Here is an 18323-nt window from a genome sequence, read left to right as displayed (position 1 = left end):
GCTACTCGGCCGCGGCGCGGATGCCCGGCATGTCGGGGAAGGTGCAGATGACGGTCGTGCCCTTGTCCTTGCCGGTTTCGATGCGAACGCCGCCGCCATGCAGTTCGACAAAGCTCTTGACGATCGACAGACCGAGGCCGGCGCCGCGCCTGCGGCCGCCATTGGCGCGCGGCTCGAAACGGCGGAACACCGAATCGAGCACATCAGGCGGCATGCCGGGGCCGTCGTCGTGAACCGAGAATTCGACACCGTCCGCCAATTGGCGGCATGCGAGCCGGATGGTGCTTGCCTCCGGCGCGTAGTTGGCGGCGTTGCTGAGCAGATTGTATAGGATTTGGCGGATGCGCGTTTCGTCGCCGTGAAACGTTTTCGGCGCCGCGGCGGCGTCGACTTCGAGCCGGATCGAATGCTCCTCCAGCCGGTCGGCTATCAGTTCGGCCGCGGCGGTTATGGTGCGGTCGACATGCACCTCGGAAATTTCCAGCTGCATGATGCCGGCATCGACGGTGGCGAGGTCCAGAATGTCGTTGACGATGGTCAGCAGCACCGAGGAGGACGAGCCGACATGCTCGACATATTCACGCTGCTTCTGCGTCAACGGACCGGTCGCCGGCAGCGAAAGCAGTTCGGTAAACCCGATGATGTTGGTCAGCGGCGAACGCAGCTCGTAGGACACGTGCTGGACGAAGTCGTTCTTGAGCTGGTCCGACTTTTCCAGCGCCTCGTTCTTGTCCTTGAGCGCACGCTCGACATGGACGCTGTCGGTGACATCGACGAAGGTCATCATCACCTGCCCGTTAGGCAGCGGAATCACGGCGTAACGCAGCACGGTGCCGTTGTTGAGCTCGGTCTGGCCGTGGCGGTCGCGGCGCTCATCGTCGAACCCGGTTATGGCGGCGACGAAACCGGGCCAGGGGCTGTCGGCAGCCTGCCGGTCGCAAAGGTCGCGTATCGTGGAAACGTGCACATTGGGCTTGGCGGCTTCCGCGCCCAGCCCCCACAGCGTGGCAAAGGCCGGGTTGGATAGCCGCAGCCTGCCATCGGGGCCGAACACCGCCACGCCTTCGGCGAGATTGTCCAATGTTTCGCCCTGGACCCGGACTGCGGTCCGGTAGCGGCTTTCGAGGTCCATCTTCTCGGTCAGGTTCTCGAACACCCAGGTAACGCCGCCTTTGGGCTGCGGGTTGGCGACGACGCGAATGGTCTTTCCATCAGGCAGATGCCACCAGTGCTCCTGCGATTCGACCGCGCGGTAGGCGCCGAGTAGGCCTTCCTTCCAGCGGCGCCATTCGGGCTGCTCGGCGATCTTGCCTTCGCTGCGCAGCCGGTCGAGCAGCAGGGCGTTGTCAGGCCCGCTGTGCAGGAAACCGCTGTCGAGTCCCCATAGTTTCTGGAATGCCTGATTGAAGAAGCGCAGCTTTTCGTCGGTGTCGAAAATGGCGACCGCGGTGTTGAGCTGGTCGAGCGTGTCGGCGTGGCTTCGCACGGTCCGCTCATATTCGCCGCGGATCGTCTCGATGGCGCTGGTGTCGCTGGCAACGCCTGCCGAGCCGTCCGCACCGGCGAAATCGGTCACCGCGAACACGCGGCGGTCGCCTTCGATCACGGTGGAAAGCGACTGCTCGAATACCGGGTGCGATTTGTGTTGGACGGCGATTGCGTCGCGCGCCTGGCCGCCGAGGAATTCCTTGGCGTCACGGACGGCGGCTTCCGCGCTTTCGGCTTCGACCGCGTCGGCATAGGCCCGGTTGACCCATTTCAGACGCCCGTGCTCGTCACGCAACCATGCCGGCATCTTCAGCGCATCGAGCAGGCCGACCAGGGTGTCGTGCTCGGCTGCGAGCCGCTGGTTGTCGAGTTTCAGTCGGGCCTGGCTGCGCTGTGTTTCGGAAAGCGAAACGAACCGCACCAGCACATGGGCAGCGCTCTTGCGGCCGTGCACTTCGAGCGGAGCGCCGGCCTGAGATTCGATGACGAGATCGAACGACCTGGCATTTTCGCGCAAGGCCGCAATGGCGTGCTCCAGCGCCGCCGCCGAACGCGGCATCAACCAGCGGCCAAAGGCGAGAAATGCGGCCCGCTCCTCCGGAGCGCCGCTTTCGACGGGCAATGTGCCGATGAGTTCGGGCTTCTTGTTCTCCGAGGCCCAGACGACCACGCGCTGGTCGCGCAGATTGAGCAGCGCCTCCGAACGGCGCAGCGCCGCGTTGACATCGGCGATGCGGCTCCTCAGTTCGACATTTTCGGCCGAGGTGCGGGCCCGTTCGCGGATCAGGACGATGGCCGACAGGAATGCCGCGCCCATCACCCCGACGAAGACGGCAAGCTGCATGACCTCGACCGTACTGACCGAAGGGTTCGGCGGCGCTACGCCGGCGTTCTGGGCATGGGTCACCGCACAAAGGAACGGACTGGCCAGCGTGGATCCGGCAAGCAACAGGCCCGCACGGCCGCGCCATGAAAGGCGCCCGCCCTGGGTGGCGGAGCCAATGGTCTCCGAATCGTCATGGCCGCCGGAAACGGCCCGTCCCGCTCTGTGCGGGTGTTGCCCCGGCATGTCTTGGTCCTCTCCGCCGCCTGAATGCAAGACCGCCCTGACACGCGCTTTTCGGTTCCCCTTTCGGGCCGGAAGCGTCGCGAATCACCTGACAATAAACCCTCGCCGAATCGCCGTGAAGGCTGATCGCGCGCAAAAATAAAGCCGGGCGAAAAGTCAATCGCCCGGCGTCAATATCTAGTGGCAAATGTACGCTTGGTTAATAGCGGTAGTGTTCCGGCTTGAACGGGCCCTGGGGCGTGACGCCGATATAGGCGGCCTGTTCACCCGACAATTCGGTCAGGCGGGCACCCAGCTTGTCGAGGTGCAGGCGCGCGACCTTCTCGTCGAGATGCTTGGGCAGCACATAGACCTGGTTCTGGTACTGATCGGACTTGGTGAACAGCTCGATCTGGGCCAGCACCTGGTTGGTGAAGGATGCCGACATGACGAAGCTCGGGTGGCCGGTCGCGTTGCCGAGGTTGAGCAGGCGGCCCTCGGACAGAAGGATCATCCGCTTGCCATCCGGGAAGGTGATCATATCGACTTGCGGCTTGACGTTGGTCCACTTCAGGTTGCGCAGCGACGCGACCTGGATCTCGTTGTCGAAGTGGCCGATATTGCCGACGATCACCATGTCCTTCATCGACCGCATATGGTCGAGAGTGACGACGTCCTTGTTGCCGGTGGTGGTGATGACGATGTCGGCGGTCGGTGCCGCGTCTTCCAGCGTCACGACCTCGAAGCCGTCCATTGCCGCCTGCAACGCGCAGATCGGATCGACCTCGGTCACCTTCACGCGGGCGCCGGCGCCCTTGAGCGAGGCCGACGAGCCCTTGCCGACATCCCCATAGCCGCAGACGACCGCGACCTTGCCGGCCATCATAGTATCGGTGCCGCGGCGAATGCCGTCGACCAGCGATTCCTTGCAGCCATACTTGTTGTCGAATTTGGACTTGGTGACCGAGTCGTTGACGTTGATGGCGGGGAAGGGCAGCAGGCCCTTCTTCTGCAGCTGGTAGAGCCGGTTGACGCCGGTGGTGGTTTCTTCGGTGACGCCGCGGATGGCTTCCTTCTGCTTGGTGAAGAAGCCGGGCGAAGCCTTCAGGCGCTTCTTGACCTGCGCGTAGAAATACTCCTCCTCCTCGCTCTGCGGGTTGGACAATACGTCTTCGCCGGCTTCGGCGCGGGCGCCGATCAGGATGTACATGGTGGCGTCGCCGCCGTCATCGAGGATCATGTTGGAGAGGCCGCCGTCGGCCCACTGGAAGATCCGGTCGGTGTAGTCCCAATATTGTTCGAGGCTCTCGCCCTTGACGGCGAAGACCGGGATGCCGGTCTCGGCAATGGCCGCGGCCGCATGGTCCTGGGTCGAAAAGATGTTGCAGGAAGCCCAGCGGATGTCGGCGCCGAGCGCCTTTAGCGTCTCGATCAGCACCGCCGTCTGGATGGTCATGTGCAGCGAGCCTGTGATGCGCGCGCCCTTGAGCGGCTTCTTGGCGCCGAATTCCTCGCGGCAGGCCATCAGGCCCGGCATTTCGGTCTCGGCGATATCGAGTTCCTTGCGGCCCCAGCCGGCAAGCGAAATGTCGGCGACCACATAATCCTTGGTACCCGTCATGGCAGTGCTCCGATGCGGTTGTTCTTGCTGCGAATTGGTTGCGGATGCGCCCGCGCCAACAGGCACGTCAAAGGGCGCGAATTGCCGGCCTGACTAGCAGATCACGCTTGGGAGGACAATGGGATATAAAGAAATCTTTATCCCTGCATGTCTCTCAAGCGTGCTTTGGCGGTGCAGGAGGTCAGCTTTCCTCGCCGAAGCGGGAGGCTACCAACTGCTCCAGGGCGTCCATGACCTCCTGGGCCTCGGGCCCGCTGGCGGTGACGCGAATCGAGTAGCCTGGGCTTGCCGCAAGCATCATCAGGCCCATGATCGAGGTGCCGCCTACCCTGACGCCATCCTTCTCGACATGGACCGAGGCGTTGAAGCCGCTGGCGAGCTGGACGAACTTCGCCGAGGCGCGCGCATGCAAGCCGCGCTGGTTGACGATTGGAAACTCCCGGACGATCTGGTCTTTTTCCGGGGGCAGTGCGTTCATTTGCTGCTCAGAAGCTGGCTGGCGACGTTGATGTATTTGCGGCCCGCAGCCTGCGCCTCGTCGAGCGCCGCCGCCATGTTGTCGCCCTTGCGGATCGAGGACAGCTTGATCAGCATCGGCAGGTTCATGCCGGCGATGACTTCTGTGCGGCCGGACTCCATCACCGAGATGGCAAGGTTCGAGGGCGTGCCGCCGAACATGTCGGTCAGCACGATGACGCCCGCCCCGGTATCGACACGGGCGACGGCATCGACGATATCGCGCCGACGCTGCTCCATATCGTCATCGGCGCCGATCGCCACGGTTTCGAAATTGTCTTGTGGCCCGACGACATGTTCGACGGCATGTCGGAACTCGGTGGCCAGTTGACCGTGCGTTACAAGCACGAGTCCGATCATTCTTTGGTGGCTCCCGTCATCGCCGCTTCACAGGCGCATTTTATGCTCGCCAGCCATTCCAGGCGGCGGGAGCGCTATCTTGTCGACGCGCGGCCCGTTGACAAGCCCAAAATTGCGCCCGCCCACGCCATTTTGACGCATTGCAGCAAAAAACCTCGGGCGGATCATAGAAAAGGCGCCATCGGCAGCCGCGCCATCACTGCTGGCAAGGCAGCAGTGACATTGCGTTGCACCAGGTCGATGCGTTGCACCGCGTAGCCGGCGATGCTGTCGCTGGCATCCTCCTGAAAGCGTGCGGTTTCATCCGCCGGCAGCAGGCGCACATGCAGGTCGACGACGCAGGCTGGTTCGAACGGCAGGCGCCGCGGACCCAGCCCCGGCACCTCGATGAGGCCTTCGATCGTAGCGGGCGCGCGGCACACCAGCCGCCCTGCGTGCGCCTCCACGAAAAGCTGATCGTCGCCGACCAGCCGCGCGAACAGTCCCCGCCGGTGGCAATGATCGATAAGTGCCAGCGCCAGCGTCGTCTTGCCCGAACCGGATGCGCCGGTGACCAGAATGCCGCGCTCGCCGATCAGAAGCGCCGTTGCATGGATATTTTCAGGCCGCACGACTGGACTGGCGATCACGCTTCGGCCGGCAGCGTCACGACAAAGCGCGCACCCTTGATCTCGCCGGGCTTGGTACCGGGTATGTTCTCGGCCGTCAGCGTGCCGCCATGGGCCTCGACGATCTGCCTGGATATCGACAGGCCAAGGCCCGAATTCTGGCCGAACGCCTCGCCGGCCGGCCGGTCGGTGTAGAAGCGCTCGAAGATGCGATCGATGTTGTCGGCCCGGATGCCGGGACCATTGTCGTCGACGGTGAGGATGTTGAACTTCCCGGCGCGCGCCAGCGACAGCGTGATGTGGCCGTGGTCGTCGGGAACGAAGGAGCGGGCGTTCTCGATCAGGTTGGTGATGACCTGGCCGATGCGCAGATCATGGCCGACGACAAAATAGCCTTTGACGCCCTGCGGCAGCTTGGCGACCCTGAGTTCGATCTCGACGGCCTTCTTGTGCCGGGTCGTCTCGCGCGACACGGCGACGAGATCGGTGACGAATTTCTTCAGATCCACGGTTCCCGCGTCTTCGCGCGCCAGCTCCGCGTCGAGACGGGAAGCATCGGAAATGTCGGTGATGAGACGATCCAGCCGTTTGACGTCGTGCTGGATGATCTCCATCAGACGCGCGCGGGAAGTATCGTTTTTCGCCAGCGGCAAGGTTTCCACGGCGCTGCGCAGCGAGGTCAGCGGGTTCTTCAATTCATGCGAGACATCGGCGGCGAAGCTTTCGATTGCCTCGATGCGAGCGTAGAGCGCGTTGGTCATGTCGCGCACGGCGATCGACAAATTGCCGATCTCGTCCTGCCGGTCGGAGAAATCGGGTATTTCCTCGCGGTTCTTGACGCCGCGCCGTACGCGCACCGCCGCCGCCGCCAGCCGCCGCAGCGGGTTGGCGATGGTGGAAGCCAGCAGCATGGACAGGATAGCGGTGACCAGAGCCGCGATGCCGAAGACCCGCAGGATCGCCTTGCGCTCGGCGGCGACGATCTTGTCGATGTCGCCGCCTTCGGTCGACAGCATCAACACGCCGAGAACCGCACGGAAGCGCTGGATCGGCACCGCCACCGAAACAATCTGCTCGCCTTGCTCGCTGATCCTCACGATGGTGGACGGGCTGCCGGTAAGCGCCTTGACCACTTCCGGGAAGGCGGCGCCGGTGCCGCCCGGTTGTTCGTGATAGACGGGCAGGTCGGTGTTGCGGAAGAAGTCGAAGATGAACTTCTGGATGCGCTCGACAAGGTCGGGTTCTTCCTCCTCGACCGGCGGCAGGTCGTAGCGAAGGATCTGGCCGCGCGAATAGAGATGGCGCGAATCGAGCAGCAGGTTGGCATCGCGGTCATAGATGCGCGCACGCGTCCTGGTCGGCGAGATAAGCCGCCTCAACACTGGCGCGACGCGCTCCGGATTGATCGGAAAATCCAGATTGTCGAGCTGATCGGAGCCTGGCCCCAGGCTTTCGCCGGCTTGCAACTCGAGCAGTTTTTCAGGATCGATGCTGATCGAATCGGTCTCGACCGTCGCCGATGCCGCGATCGCCCCGGCGATGATCTCGCCCTGGGTCATCAGGCTTTCGACGCGGGCGTCGATCAGCCCGTCGCGGAAGGTGTTTAGATAGAGAATACCGGTGACCAGGACGGCCAGTCCGGCAAGATTGAGGAACAGGATGCGCCGCGTCAGGCTGGAAAAGATGTGATGGCCGAGGAAGCGGCGCATTGGCACCGTGATCTTCGAAACGAAGGACGGCATGATGCGCGACGGCCGCCTGGCAGCGCCCGCCGGTCTGCTTCGCTGTGCTTCAACTGCCATCGAATAGCAGCTCCCGCCTAGTCTTCGTTATGATGCGTATCGTTGTCCCGAAACCCGGGGTGACATGCATCAACTCACGCTTCGCGGAACCTATATCCGACTCCGTAAAGGGTTTCGATCATCTCGAAGTCGTCGTCGACGGCCTTGAACTTCTTGCGCAGCCGCTTGATGTGGCTGTCGATCGTGCGGTCATCGACATAGACCTGCTCATCATAAGCCGAATCCATCAGCGCATCACGACTTTTTACGACGCCGGGCCGCTGCGCCAGCGAATGCAGGATCAGGAATTCGGTGACGGTGAGCGTCACCGGTTCGCCTTTCCAGGTGCAGGTATGGCGCTCCTGGTCCATGACGAGTTGGCCGCGCTCGAGCGAGCGTGCCTGCTGGCTGGGCGCCTTTGCCGCAGCCTCGCGGGCGCTGGCACGGCGCAGTACGGCGCGCACCCGCTCGACCAGCAGGCGCTGCGAGAACGGTTTGCGGATGAAGTCGTCGGCGCCCATCTTGAGGCCGAACAGTTCATCGATCTCGTCATCCTTGGAGGTCAGGAAGATCACCGGCAGGTCGGACTTCTGGCGCATCCGGCGCAGAAGCTCCATGCCGTCCATGCGAGGCATCTTGATGTCGAGAATGGCCAGGTTTGGCGGTCGCGCCGCCAGGCCTTCCAGCGCGGACGCACCATCCGTATAGGTCTCGACACGGTACCCCTCGGATTCAAGGGCGATCGACACCGATGTCAGAATGTTGCGGTCGTCATCGACAAGCGCGATTGTTGCCATTTCTAGCGGCTCCCTCATGAGCTGTCCCTTCTTTCGTCGAGAAGGGGCTTTTGCAGGACAAATTAGGTACAAAATGTGGCATAGGCCTTGCCCGCTGTCACGGGCGGTGTGCCGGCGGCCACAATCCTACCTCGACACGGATTGGACGAACGAACGCTGCCAATCCTTTGGGCAACCGCGAAACTTTTCGCACATATAAACGATTTAAACAACTTTCAAAATATTTAAATCGATTAATGATTTGATATCATTTGCTTTTTCTGGTTCTGACCATCTTAGCTCGCTTGGTGGGCATGCTGGAAATGCGCCGGCAAAGATGCGGCAAATCGAAGAAAGGGGACACCAATGTCGGAAGTCGGCAAACGCAATTTGGCTTGCGCGATCGATCATATCGGCCTGAAGACCACCGGCGTGGTGCGCTACAATTTCGGTGCGGCGGCCCTTTACGAGGACTCGATCCGGCGCGGCGAGGCGCGGTTGACCGCGCACGGCGCGCTTGTCGCCGAGACCGGACAGCACACCGGCCGCTCGCCCAAGGACAAGTTCGTCGTCCGCGACGCCGCCACCGAGCCGCATGTCTGGTGGGACAACAACAAGGCGATCTCGCCGGCCCAGTTCGATGCGCTGCTCGCCGATTTCGGTGCCCATGCCGCCGACAAGGATCTTTACGTGCAGGATCTCATTGGCGGTGCCGACGAGGAGCTGAAGCTCCCCACCCGAGTGGTCACCGAATTCGCCTGGCATTCGCTGTTCATCCGCAATCTGCTCATTCGTCCCGACGCAGCCGAACTCGAGCGGTTCGTGCCCGAGATGACGATCATCGACCTGCCGTCCTTCCGCGCCGATCCCGCCCGCCACGGCAGTCGCACCGAAACGGTGATCGCCGTCGATCTCATGCGCAAGATCGTGCTGATCGGCGGCACCTCCTATGCCGGCGAGATGAAGAAGTCGGTGTTCACCATGCTCAATTATCTCTTGCCGCAAAAGGGCGTGATGCCGATGCACTGCTCGGCCAATGAGGGGCCAAATGGCGACGCAGCCATCTTCTTCGGCCTGTCGGGCACAGGCAAGACCACGCTGTCGGCCGATCCGTCGCGCACGCTGATCGGCGACGACGAGCATGGCTGGGGACCGCATGGCATCTTCAACTTCGAAGGCGGCTGCTACGCCAAGACGATCAAGCTTTCGGCTGAAGCCGAGCCCGAAATCTTCGCCACCACGCAGCGCTTCGGCACGGTGCTGGAAAACGTCGTGCTCGACGCCGATGGCGTGCCGGACTTCAACGACGGCCGGCTCACCGAGAACACGCGCTGCGCCTACCCGCTCGACTTCATTCCCAATGCCAGCAAGACGGGACAGGCCCATCATCCCAAGAACATCATCATGCTGACCGCCGACGCCTTCGGCGTGATGCCGCCGATCGCCAGGCTGACCCCGGCGCAGGCGATGTATCATTTCCTCTCGGGCTACACCGCCAAGGTGGCCGGAACCGAAAAGGGCGTGACCGAGCCCGAAGCGACGTTCTCGACCTGTTTCGGCGCCCCGTTCATGCCACGCCATCCGTCGGAATACGGCAATCTGCTACGCGAGCTTATTGCCCGCCATGGCGCCGATTGCTGGCTGGTCAACACTGGCTGGACCGGCGGTGCTTACGGCACCGGCAGGCGGATGCCGATCAAGGCGACGCGCGCCTTGCTTGCCGCCGCGCTCGACGGCTCGCTGAACGCAACCGAGTTCCGCACCGACGCCAATTTCGGCTTCGAGGTGCCGGTGGCTGTTCCGGGCGTGGACAGCACCATTCTCGACCCGCGATCGACCTGGGCCGACAAGGCTGCCTATGACCGGCAAGCGGCAAGGCTGGTCGGCATGTTCGCCGTCAATTTCGAAAAGTTCGAGAGCCACGTCGACGCCGTCGTGCTGGGGGCAGCGCCGCGCATGCAGGAGGCGGCGGAGTAATCGCCACGCCGCTCAGCACTATTGGGGGCCGGTTTCGATCGGGCCTTTTCTTTTTCGATCCGCCGCGCCATGACTGCGCCATGACTTCGGACGACAAGATCATCATTGGCGACGACGCGGTGATCCACCCAGGCGACCTGCACGAGGATTTCATCCGCTCGTCGGGTCCCGGTGGCCAGAACGTCAACAAGGTGGCTACGGCCGTGCAATTGCGCTTCGATGCGCAGAACGCGGCCGGCCTGTCGGAGCGCGTGCGCGCCCGCACGATCAAGCTTGCCGGCCAGCGCGCCACCAAGGACGGCGTCATCGTCATCGAGGCCGGGCGTTTTCGCACACAGGAGCAGAACCGGGCCGATGCGCGAGCGAGGCTTGCGGCGCTTGTCGCCAAGGCCGCGGAACCGCCGCCACCGCCGCGCAAGAAGACAAGGCCGTCGAAAGGCGCGGTGGAGCGGCGATTGAAGAGCAAGGCCGGACGCGGCACGATCAAGAAGCTGCGTGGCCGGATAGAGAACGATTAAGCACCGCGAAGGCTGCACTGGGCCGGTGCCTTCCAATTCTGGGTTGCAGGTGGCAAGCTGCGGTTACCCACCACAGCAACGGAGATCGCAGATGGGCATGTTCGATTTCGTCAAGAGCGTCGGCAAGAAACTCGGCATCGGCGGCGACGAGGAAGCCGCACCCACGGCCGACACGCTCAAGAAGGAACTCGATTCACACAAGCTCGGCACCGATGGCGTGCAAGTCGTGGTTCAGGGTGATACGGCGGTGCTAAAGGGCGTGGTCAAGGACCAGTCGATCTTCGAAAAGGCGGTCATCGCCGTAGGCAACACACTGGGCGTCTCCAAGGTGCAGGCCGACGAATTGCAGGTCGCGCCGGACGCCGGCAAGGCGGCAAGCCCGGCTAAGGAGCCGACCTTCTATACCGTGCAGAAGGGCGACAATCTTTGGAAGATCGCCGAGAAGAGCTACGGCAAGGGCCAGGGCGCCAAGAACACGGTGATCTTCGAAGCCAACAAGCCGATGCTGACCCATCCCGACAAGATCTATCCGGGCCAGGTCCTGCGCATTCCCGAACTTGGCTGAAGCGGATCGCACCGAAGCAGCGAAATCAAGGCGCCGCGCATCCGAAAGGACGCGCGGCGTTTTTGATTTTACCGCGGGCGCTTCAACGAAGCGGTGATGTTGCGGCCCTGACCCATGTAGCAATAGCCGCTGTTGCACGCCGTCGCGCGCCCATAGCGCGATCCCACGCCAATATCTCGGTGAGATCGGCGAGCGCTTTCGGGTCGCCGTTTTCCTTTGACGGTGGCATGTTGCGGCCCGAACCATTCGCGAGGTGAGCCAACCCATGCTCGTTCTGCCCAAGGGCGTTCGCCACATGCCGGCCTATCTGTCCCGCACTGCCCAGGAGGGGCTGGTCGAGGACGTGAGAAGCATCGTGCAACAGGCGCCGCTGTTTGTGCCGGCCATGCCGCGCACCGGCAAGGAAATGAGCGTTCGCATGACCAATTGCGGTCCGCTCGGTTGGGTCACCGACAAGGAAAGAGGCTACCGCTATCAGCCGACGCATCCGCTGACCGGACTACCATGGCCGCCTATCCCGGAGAGCCTGCTAGATCTCTGGCGTCAGGTGTCGGGCTACCGGCATCCGCCTGAGGCATGCCTGGTCAATTTCTACACGGCGGACGCAAAAATGGGCCTGCATCAGGATCGCGACGAGACCGATTTCTCAGCCCCCGTCGTCTCTGTCTCGTTGGGTGACGAATGCCTGTTCAGGATCGGCCAGACGACGCGCGAGGGCGGCACCAAGTCGTTCAGGTTGAAAAGCGGCGACGTCGTCGTGCTCGGTGGCGAGGGCCGCCTCTGCTTCCACGGCGTCGACCGCATCTACCCCTCGACCTCGGCGCTGCTGAAGAACGGCGGCAGGATCAATCTGACATTGCGGCGGGTGACGAAGCCGGACGAAGGCTCCGCATAAGCCGATCTTAACGCGCATCCCTTATCAGGGCCGGCAAGGTTTTTGGAAAACACCGCAATGGCACTGGTCAATCAGACTGCCCCCAGCCAATCCGATCTGCGCTTCGGTGCCTTGGTGCTGTGCACCGGAATCCTGATTGGGTTGCGCTACCACCTCGCTTTGTGGACCTTCGACGAGCACGGCTTCTCCGAACTCAGCGACCGCCTGCCCTACTGGGATTTCTCCAACCTGTGGGCCGGTGGACGCATGGCGCTCGACCGTCATGTCGCGTTGCTGTTCGACGTCGACGCCTACCGCGCGACGCTGCGACAGATGTTCTCGCCCGACCTTCCCGATCAAGAATGGAGTTATCCGCCCAGCATCCTGATCTTCGGCATGCCGCTCGCCTTACTGCCAATCTTTTCGGCCTATTTCGTCTGGACGTTCGGTACCATCTTTTGCCTGTGGCTGGCGGTGCGGCCGCTGAAACTGGCCACATTTGCCGAAGCGGCCATCCTTGTGTGCCCGGCCGTGTTCATCAATGCCATCTTCGGCCAGAACGGCGCCTTGACCACCGCGCTTCTCATCGGTGGCTTGGCGGTTGTACCAAGGCGGCCGATCCTGGCCGGGGTGCTGTTCGGGTTGTTGACGGTCAAGCCGCATCTCGGCATTCTGGTTCCGTTCTGCCTGCTGGCGAGCGGCAATTGGCGCGCCATCGCCGCCGCTGTCCTTTCATCGGCTGCGCTGTTCGTCCTGACCGGCGCCATGCTCGGATTTGACGTCTGGCGGCTGTTCTGGACCGAAACCCGTCCCTTGATGACCGCAATACTGGAGGCGCAATATCCCCAGTCTTACCAGTCCAATGCCGCAACCATGTTCTTCCTGGCGCGCGCATGCGGGTCGAACTTGACGGTGGCTTACGCGATGCAGGCTGTCGCGACAATCGCCGCGATCACCGCCGCCATTTGGATCTGGCTGCCCCGGCGGCAAGTCGACCATGGCGAAAGGGTGGTCCTTACCGTCGTGCTGGCGACGGTGGCGACGCCTTACGGCTACAGCTACGACACTGTAGGCCTAGCCATTGCGGTCGCTTATTTGTTCTCGACACGCGCCAATATACCTCGGCTTTTCCTGGCGTTTATTTGGCTCTATCCTGCCATCGCTCATCTGGTGAATGGTGCCGGGCTGGGGATTGGCGTGCTGGTGCCGTTGTCCCTGTCGGCATGGATGCTCGTCGGCATAAGTGCCCGCGAACGTGGGAACGTTGTTTCAGAGGCGCCGGGAAGCCACACACGCTAGTTGCAGCGAGGAATTACCGCAATGGTCCCCCGAGGCTTCTTTTCGGGACGGCGTCCGCCAACGGATAGCGATGCGCGCATCCCGCCCGGCCAACATCTCGAGCAGGGATTTCCGGTGCTGTCGGCGGGACCGACGCCACATCTGCCCACCGAGGATTGGACGTTCACGTTGAAGCACGGGCCGAGACCGGTCAGGAAATGGAACTGGGCCGAGTTCAACGCTTTGCCGCTGACCAGGATGACGCGCGACATCCATTGCGTGACCGCGTGGACCAAAGTTCGATACGGCATGGCAGGGCGTCTGAATGGAAACGGCTGGTTCGGGAGACGTGTCGCCGCCGCTTTTTTCACAATCGCGCGGCACGGGTCGGGATGCGGCGGCGCGGCGTTGTCAGCGCAGCGGTGAAAAGATCGCCGAGACCAACTGGAACGGCAGTGCGCCGTAGGCGGCGACGGTCGCCTCATCGTGCCATTGCCGGAATTGCCGGGAGGGTCTCGCCTCAAGAGTCAAGGCGTGCTTCTCGCCGTCAAGCGTCACCTTGCCGCGAAAGTGCAGCACCCGTTCTCCACCGGACCGGCTGATGGCCATGGCGCGCAGGCGCGCAAAATGGTGATCATCGGCGTTGATCTCCATTTCGATGCGGCGGCGGACCGGTGGAACGCTGATCCTGACCGTGATGTCCAGCATCATGTCTCCTGCCGTCGGCGGGCAGGGCATGGCTTGTGAGAACACCGATAGCGACGCTGCTTCGGCTGGCTCGTTGCGGGCTGGCCTGCCGCGCCAGGCCTTGGCTGGCGGATCCTGCCGCAGCCGGCCGCTCTTTCGCCGCAGCCGCAATTGCTTGGCAAGGCCACGCGACAGCCAGACCAGCCTGCCGAAATCGGTCCGTGGCTTGGCTTGCAGCACTCCCGACCAGCGCGAAAGGCCAGCGTGGTCGGCCATCTCGATGACCGTGACCAACATCGTCTCCGGCACTGGAACACCGATCTCAAGCGCCAGATAGGACAACGCCACCGCTGCCGCGACGGCTAGGCCGCGCCTGGCGACGACGTCAAGGAACACATCCCAGTCGACATCGCCGCCGCGCAGGGCCACCGCGCAGTCCACCAGCCAGTCGCTATGCGTGTGGGCGTCGAGCCCGCCATGCCCGATGGCCAGCGCGATGCGGTCGGCCGGCGACGGTACCAGCACGTCGACGCCGCTGAACTCGGCTGCAACCGCCCGCCGCCAGATCGCCAGGTCGTCTTCGTGGCTTTGCTGCGACCCGTCATAAGCGAGCTGGTGCAGGTCGATGTCGCCAAAATTGCTCTTGAAAAAATTCATCGAGCGTAGCGACGCCAGTCTTGTCCGCAGATATTGCGGGCTGACACCGGTGGCGATCTGCCACTCGCGGTCGCGCAGGACGTCGAAGGCCGTTTGCAGGTCCTGCGGGCGCACCAAGATGTCGATGTCGTGCGCCACCCGGCCACGCTGCGCCGCTGTGTCGAGGGCGATCCGGCTGGCGCCCTTGATCAGCATCACCATGCATCCGGCGTCCGCCATTGCCTTCAGCGCCGGTTCGGCTTCACGCATCGCCATGCGGGATCTGGTCCACAGCATCTTCTGCAGGCCGACGAGACGCGGGTAGGCGGTATGGCCGGCCAATTTCCTGCCGAACCTGTCGGAGACGGCAGCCAGCAGCCGGTGTTCCCGGAAGGAGACGAGATCGATATCGTTCGCGTCAAGCCAGAGCGTGGCGTAACTTGCGGCGGCGTCCTCATTGGCAAGCAGCGCCGCCTTGAGCAACTGGTCGAGTCCACCCGTCGGCCAGGACCAGCCATAGTCCGGAAAGCGGCGGCCGATGCGGCGAATTGGCTTGGCCTTCAACGGGTGCCTGCCTTGTTCTGCGCTCGCCGCTGCATGGCGAGCCTTGCTACCTGGAGGTAGCCGCGGTCGCGTGCCGGATCGCGTCCGTATGACAGGCTGCCTGGCCTTATGCGCCGCAAGGCCAGCACCTCATCCATCATGCCGAGAACGAAGCCTGCCTCCCTGGCGCGGGCGATCCAGTCGATCATCTCGCCACGGCCCCCTGGCGGATCGACCACGGGGCCGATGGCGTCGGCCACGTCACGGCGGATTACCATGGTCGTCCGCGCCCAGCCGGGCAAGGCGGCGGCCTCGGCCGCGTCGGGCCGATCGTCGCGGAAGGTCCGCCAGTGACAGAAAACCGCCGACGTTGCCGGAGCTTCTGCGAAATGCGCCAGCTGCCGCTCAATCTTGTTCGGCAGCCACAGATCGTCCGCATCGAGCGTGGCGATGAACGGCGTCGACAGGGCCGCGATGCCTCGGGTCGTGGCGCTGCCAGGTCCGGCGTTTTCTTGCCGCAGCAGGCGTATTGGCATACCGAGAGCATGGATCATCCCGGCGAGATCATCGGTCGAGCCGTCGTCGACGATGACGATGTCATCGGGCTTCACCGTTTGCGCCATCACCGAGGCCAGTGTCTCGGCAATGGTTGTGGCCGCGTTGAAAGCTGGAATGATGACGCCATAGCCAGGCATGTTACATAAAGCGCCAGTCTGCGAGTTCCTTGAAATCGAAGATACCCTCGACCCTGTGCAAGGAAGGATCGGCCTTGCGCCGTTTCATCGACTTGTGAATGGCACGCATGAATTCCCGCAGTGCCGTATCGGCTTGCTTGGTCATGTTTCCCGGATGACGTCTGTAGTAAAGCGCGACCGTATCGGGCATGACGAATTTGGGGCCGCTTTCGAAGACGCGCAGCAGAAAGTCGGTGTCCTCGGCCTGCTTGAACGCCTCGTCGAAGGCGCCGATGCGCTCGATCAGCTTGCGGCTGAAGATGCCCGCCGACAGGTGGATTCCCCGCACCGTCATGCAATGGCTGTCGGCGGCCGGTTGCAGCGTGTCGTCGTCGATGCCGTCGACCAGCATCATCCGCGAGTAGGTCAGATCGAGGCCGGGATCGCCGGCAAAACAGGCAAGGTCCGCCCTGAAGCGCCCGGCCGGCGAAATATCGTCCGAATCGAGGAAAGACACGAAGTCTGCGTGCCGCGGCAATTGCAGCAGACCGGCGTTGCGCGCCTTTGTCACTCCGCCATTGGTTTGCTGGACAAGACGGATGCAGGGAGCCTCCTCGATCAGCGACCGGATAACCGCGGCCGAGCCGTCGGTGGAACCGTCATCGACGACGATGATGTCGAGATCGGCTGCGTCGCGTTGCCTGAGCAGGGAGCGCAGCGCCGGGCCGACATGATCTTCACGATTGTAGACCGGCATGATCACGCTCAGTTTCATGCTGTGCCCCGCATCATGAAATCCGCGATCGTACCGGCTATCTCCTGCGGCTCTGTCCCCAGCGACAGCCGGTAGCACGGCAGAAGGCGCGTGAGGTCGCTGAAAAAGCGGAAGCCACTTTCGCGCTCGCCCGGCATCTGGGCGATACCGGACGGTGCCAGTGCAATCATGGCTTCCTTTCGCGACAGCGGTATGATCGAACTGGCCCTGCCTCCGCTGATATGTGGCACCACCAGAGCGGTGATGTCCAGATTTGACGGCATCGGCCGGGCCGCTATGTCGCCAATGTGGAACTGATGCTTGCCTTGCCAGTTGAGCGGGCCGTACGACGTCAGCCTCCGGTCCAGTCCCAGGCGACGAAAACCCTCCGGATCCTGTTTGAGCGTGGCGAACAGGGGATAGGCGGTCACTGCCGCAGCCATGCCGATCAGCACATAATCGTCGCCGACACTGTCGAGCCGGTTGAGCAGCCCGGCGACGACCGTTCCCGATTTTCCGGCCCCACCCGAGCCGGCAAGCAGGATGCCCTTGCCGTCGATGCCGAGCGTTCCTGCATGGGCGAGCCGCATGCCGCGGGCCGCATATTCCCAATGCAGAAAGGCCCGCAGCGGCGCACCCGGCTCCCAGGGTGGGAAGGCGTCGGCCGAGGCCATCAATTGCACGCCAACGCCATGTTGCGGATCGTAGAACTGCCAGAAATCCAGATCGTGAAAATAGTTGCCACGCAATCCTGCCTCGGCCAGCCGGCTGGCGAAAGCATGAGGAGTAAAAAACGCCCGGCCCCAACCTGCCGGTGCGGGGACGCCCTCTATTTGTGGATCGGCGACGAAAATGCTGCATTTGCCGGGTCCGGCAACCGGCGCCGGAACGAAAGCCTGTTCGACGGCGCTCGCCAGGACTCCCGCGCCCATACGCACCGTGATCTCCAGCCGGGGCAAATGAACCTTGCGAGTGACGTGATAGTCGCCGGCCGCGCTTTCCGCTGCCGCCAGCACGTGACGCGCATAGTCGGGCAGGGTTTTCAGCGTGATGCTAGACATGGTCGCCCGGCCCCCGTGGTCGCCTGATAACAGCCGTTCAGGTTGCCTGCTTGACCGCCGGCCAGCCGACGGGCTCTTCCACCTCGTGGATGGGGTCGACCAGGATCAGGTCGGCGAGGTCGTCATGGATCTCGACGTGGAGCGGGTCGCCGGCACGGGCCAAGTCGGCGAGCAAGGTCTCGGAAGGCATCTGCGCCGGTGCATCGGCGGCAGGTGCGAGCAAGCCGAACTCGAGGAGTTGCGCAACGAACCGGCCGATCTCGGAGGCGGTCACCTCTCCAACTCGGGTCGCCGCTCCGATCAACTGAACGGGCGGTACGCCGGATGACAGCGCCTCCCAGATCCTGCTGCCGGAATCGGAGAAACCAAAATACTTGCCATTCGAGAGGTCGAGCACCACGGCTTCGCCGTCGAAAGATTCAAAGACGATGTCGCTGCTCGCGACCGTGTAGACGTCGGAATGACCCATCGGTGTTGTCCCGCCCTGCAATTGCCACAGCCAACCCGCCGGCTGGTGCGACTGCTTCCCCTACAACGCCTGTAAACACCGGGTTCTTT

The 18323-nt window shown here is 63.2% G+C and carries 17 protein-coding genes and 1 pseudogene; 6 read left to right on the top strand and 12 right to left on the bottom strand.

Annotation, left to right across the window (positions count from 1 at the left end):
- Position 1: 1 nt before the first annotated feature.
- The 7 genes from NKJ26_RS24880 to NKJ26_RS24850 form a co-directional block, all read right to left on the bottom strand.
- Entirely contained in the window at positions 2-2557 is a 2556-nt protein-coding gene (locus tag NKJ26_RS24880) for a sensor histidine kinase (protein ID WP_352697796.1), read from the bottom strand.
- A gap of 199 nt (positions 2558-2756) precedes the next feature.
- The gene (gene ahcY / locus NKJ26_RS24875) at positions 2757-4157 is read right to left on the bottom strand and encodes an adenosylhomocysteinase (protein WP_352599807.1); all 1401 of its coding nucleotides are present in this window, start codon (positions 4155-4157) and stop codon (positions 2757-2759) included.
- Between the two features lie 181 nt (positions 4158-4338).
- A complete protein-coding gene (locus NKJ26_RS24870; RefSeq protein ID WP_352599809.1) occupies positions 4339-4635 on the bottom strand; it encodes an HPr family phosphocarrier protein in 297 nt (98 codons plus the stop codon).
- On the bottom strand, positions 4632-5033 hold the full coding sequence (locus NKJ26_RS24865; RefSeq protein WP_010912939.1) for a PTS sugar transporter subunit IIA: 402 nt from the start codon (positions 5031-5033) through the stop codon (positions 4632-4634). The genes NKJ26_RS24870 and NKJ26_RS24865 overlap by 4 nt, the downstream gene beginning before the upstream one ends.
- 164 nt (positions 5034-5197) lie before the next feature.
- Positions 5198-5662, bottom strand: coding sequence for an HPr kinase/phosphorylase (locus tag NKJ26_RS24860; protein ID WP_502903193.1), 465 nt, complete (start codon positions 5660-5662; stop codon positions 5198-5200).
- Positions 5659-7443: a sensor histidine kinase gene (locus NKJ26_RS24855; protein ID WP_352599811.1), complete on the bottom strand. Its 1785-nt coding sequence runs from the start codon at positions 7441-7443 to the stop codon at positions 5659-5661. Before NKJ26_RS24855 ends, NKJ26_RS24860 begins: the two co-directional genes overlap by 4 nt.
- Before the next feature lie 74 nt (positions 7444-7517).
- Entirely contained in the window at positions 7518-8219 is a 702-nt protein-coding gene (locus tag NKJ26_RS24850) for a response regulator transcription factor (RefSeq protein WP_010912942.1), read from the bottom strand.
- 345 nt (positions 8220-8564) lie between these two features.
- Here NKJ26_RS24850 and NKJ26_RS24845 point away from each other — a divergent pair, with 345 nt between their 5' ends.
- From NKJ26_RS24845 to NKJ26_RS24820, 6 genes and pseudogenes are all read left to right on the top strand, one after another.
- Positions 8565-10175: a phosphoenolpyruvate carboxykinase gene (locus NKJ26_RS24845; RefSeq protein ID WP_352697794.1), complete on the top strand. Its 1611-nt coding sequence runs from the start codon at positions 8565-8567 to the stop codon at positions 10173-10175.
- 80 nt (positions 10176-10255) lie between these two features.
- A complete protein-coding gene (gene arfB, locus NKJ26_RS24840) occupies positions 10256-10693 on the top strand; it encodes an alternative ribosome rescue aminoacyl-tRNA hydrolase ArfB (protein WP_352697792.1) in 438 nt (145 codons plus the stop codon).
- Between the two features lie 91 nt (positions 10694-10784).
- Positions 10785-11258: a peptidoglycan-binding protein LysM gene (lysM, locus tag NKJ26_RS24835; RefSeq protein ID WP_352599818.1), complete on the top strand. Its 474-nt coding sequence runs from the start codon at positions 10785-10787 to the stop codon at positions 11256-11258.
- Positions 11259-11523: 265 nt separating this feature from the next.
- The gene (locus tag NKJ26_RS24830; RefSeq protein WP_352697790.1) at positions 11524-12153 is read left to right on the top strand and encodes an alpha-ketoglutarate-dependent dioxygenase AlkB family protein; all 630 of its coding nucleotides are present in this window, start codon (positions 11524-11526) and stop codon (positions 12151-12153) included.
- Positions 12154-12210: 57 nt separating this feature from the next.
- Entirely contained in the window at positions 12211-13431 is a 1221-nt protein-coding gene (locus tag NKJ26_RS24825) for a glycosyltransferase family 87 protein (protein ID WP_352697788.1), read from the top strand.
- A gap of 21 nt (positions 13432-13452) precedes the next feature.
- A pseudogene (locus NKJ26_RS24820) lies at positions 13453-13732 on the top strand (molybdopterin-binding protein); the annotation flags it as partial.
- An 89-nt stretch (positions 13733-13821) separates the two neighbouring features.
- Here NKJ26_RS24820 and NKJ26_RS24815 read toward each other — a convergent pair.
- From NKJ26_RS24815 to NKJ26_RS24795, 5 genes are read right to left on the bottom strand one after another with little or no spacing between them, the layout of a single operon-like run.
- Positions 13822-15297, bottom strand: a complete 1476-nt coding sequence (locus tag NKJ26_RS24815) for a nucleotidyltransferase family protein (protein WP_352599824.1) — start codon at positions 15295-15297, stop codon at positions 13822-13824.
- Positions 15294-15971, bottom strand: coding sequence for a glycosyltransferase family 2 protein (locus tag NKJ26_RS24810; protein ID WP_352599826.1), 678 nt, complete (start codon positions 15969-15971; stop codon positions 15294-15296). The genes NKJ26_RS24815 and NKJ26_RS24810 overlap by 4 nt, the downstream gene beginning before the upstream one ends.
- A gap of 1 nt (position 15972) precedes the next feature.
- A complete protein-coding gene (locus NKJ26_RS24805) occupies positions 15973-16725 on the bottom strand; it encodes a glycosyltransferase family 2 protein (protein ID WP_352697786.1) in 753 nt (250 codons plus the stop codon).
- Complete coding sequence (locus NKJ26_RS24800; RefSeq protein WP_352697784.1) at positions 16722-17765, bottom strand: serine kinase; 1044 nt, start codon at positions 17763-17765, stop codon at positions 16722-16724. Before NKJ26_RS24800 ends, NKJ26_RS24805 begins: the two co-directional genes overlap by 4 nt.
- Positions 17766-17802: 37 nt before the next feature.
- Positions 17803-18234, bottom strand: coding sequence for a PqqD family peptide modification chaperone (locus tag NKJ26_RS24795; RefSeq protein WP_352697782.1), 432 nt, complete (start codon positions 18232-18234; stop codon positions 17803-17805).
- Positions 18235-18323: the final 89 nt, after the last annotated feature.

The organism is Mesorhizobium sp. M0152 (assembly GCF_040322415.1).
In the GTDB taxonomy this organism is placed as follows: domain Bacteria; phylum Pseudomonadota; class Alphaproteobacteria; order Rhizobiales; family Rhizobiaceae; genus Mesorhizobium.
This window is presented reverse-complemented; position numbering and strand designations above follow the sequence as displayed.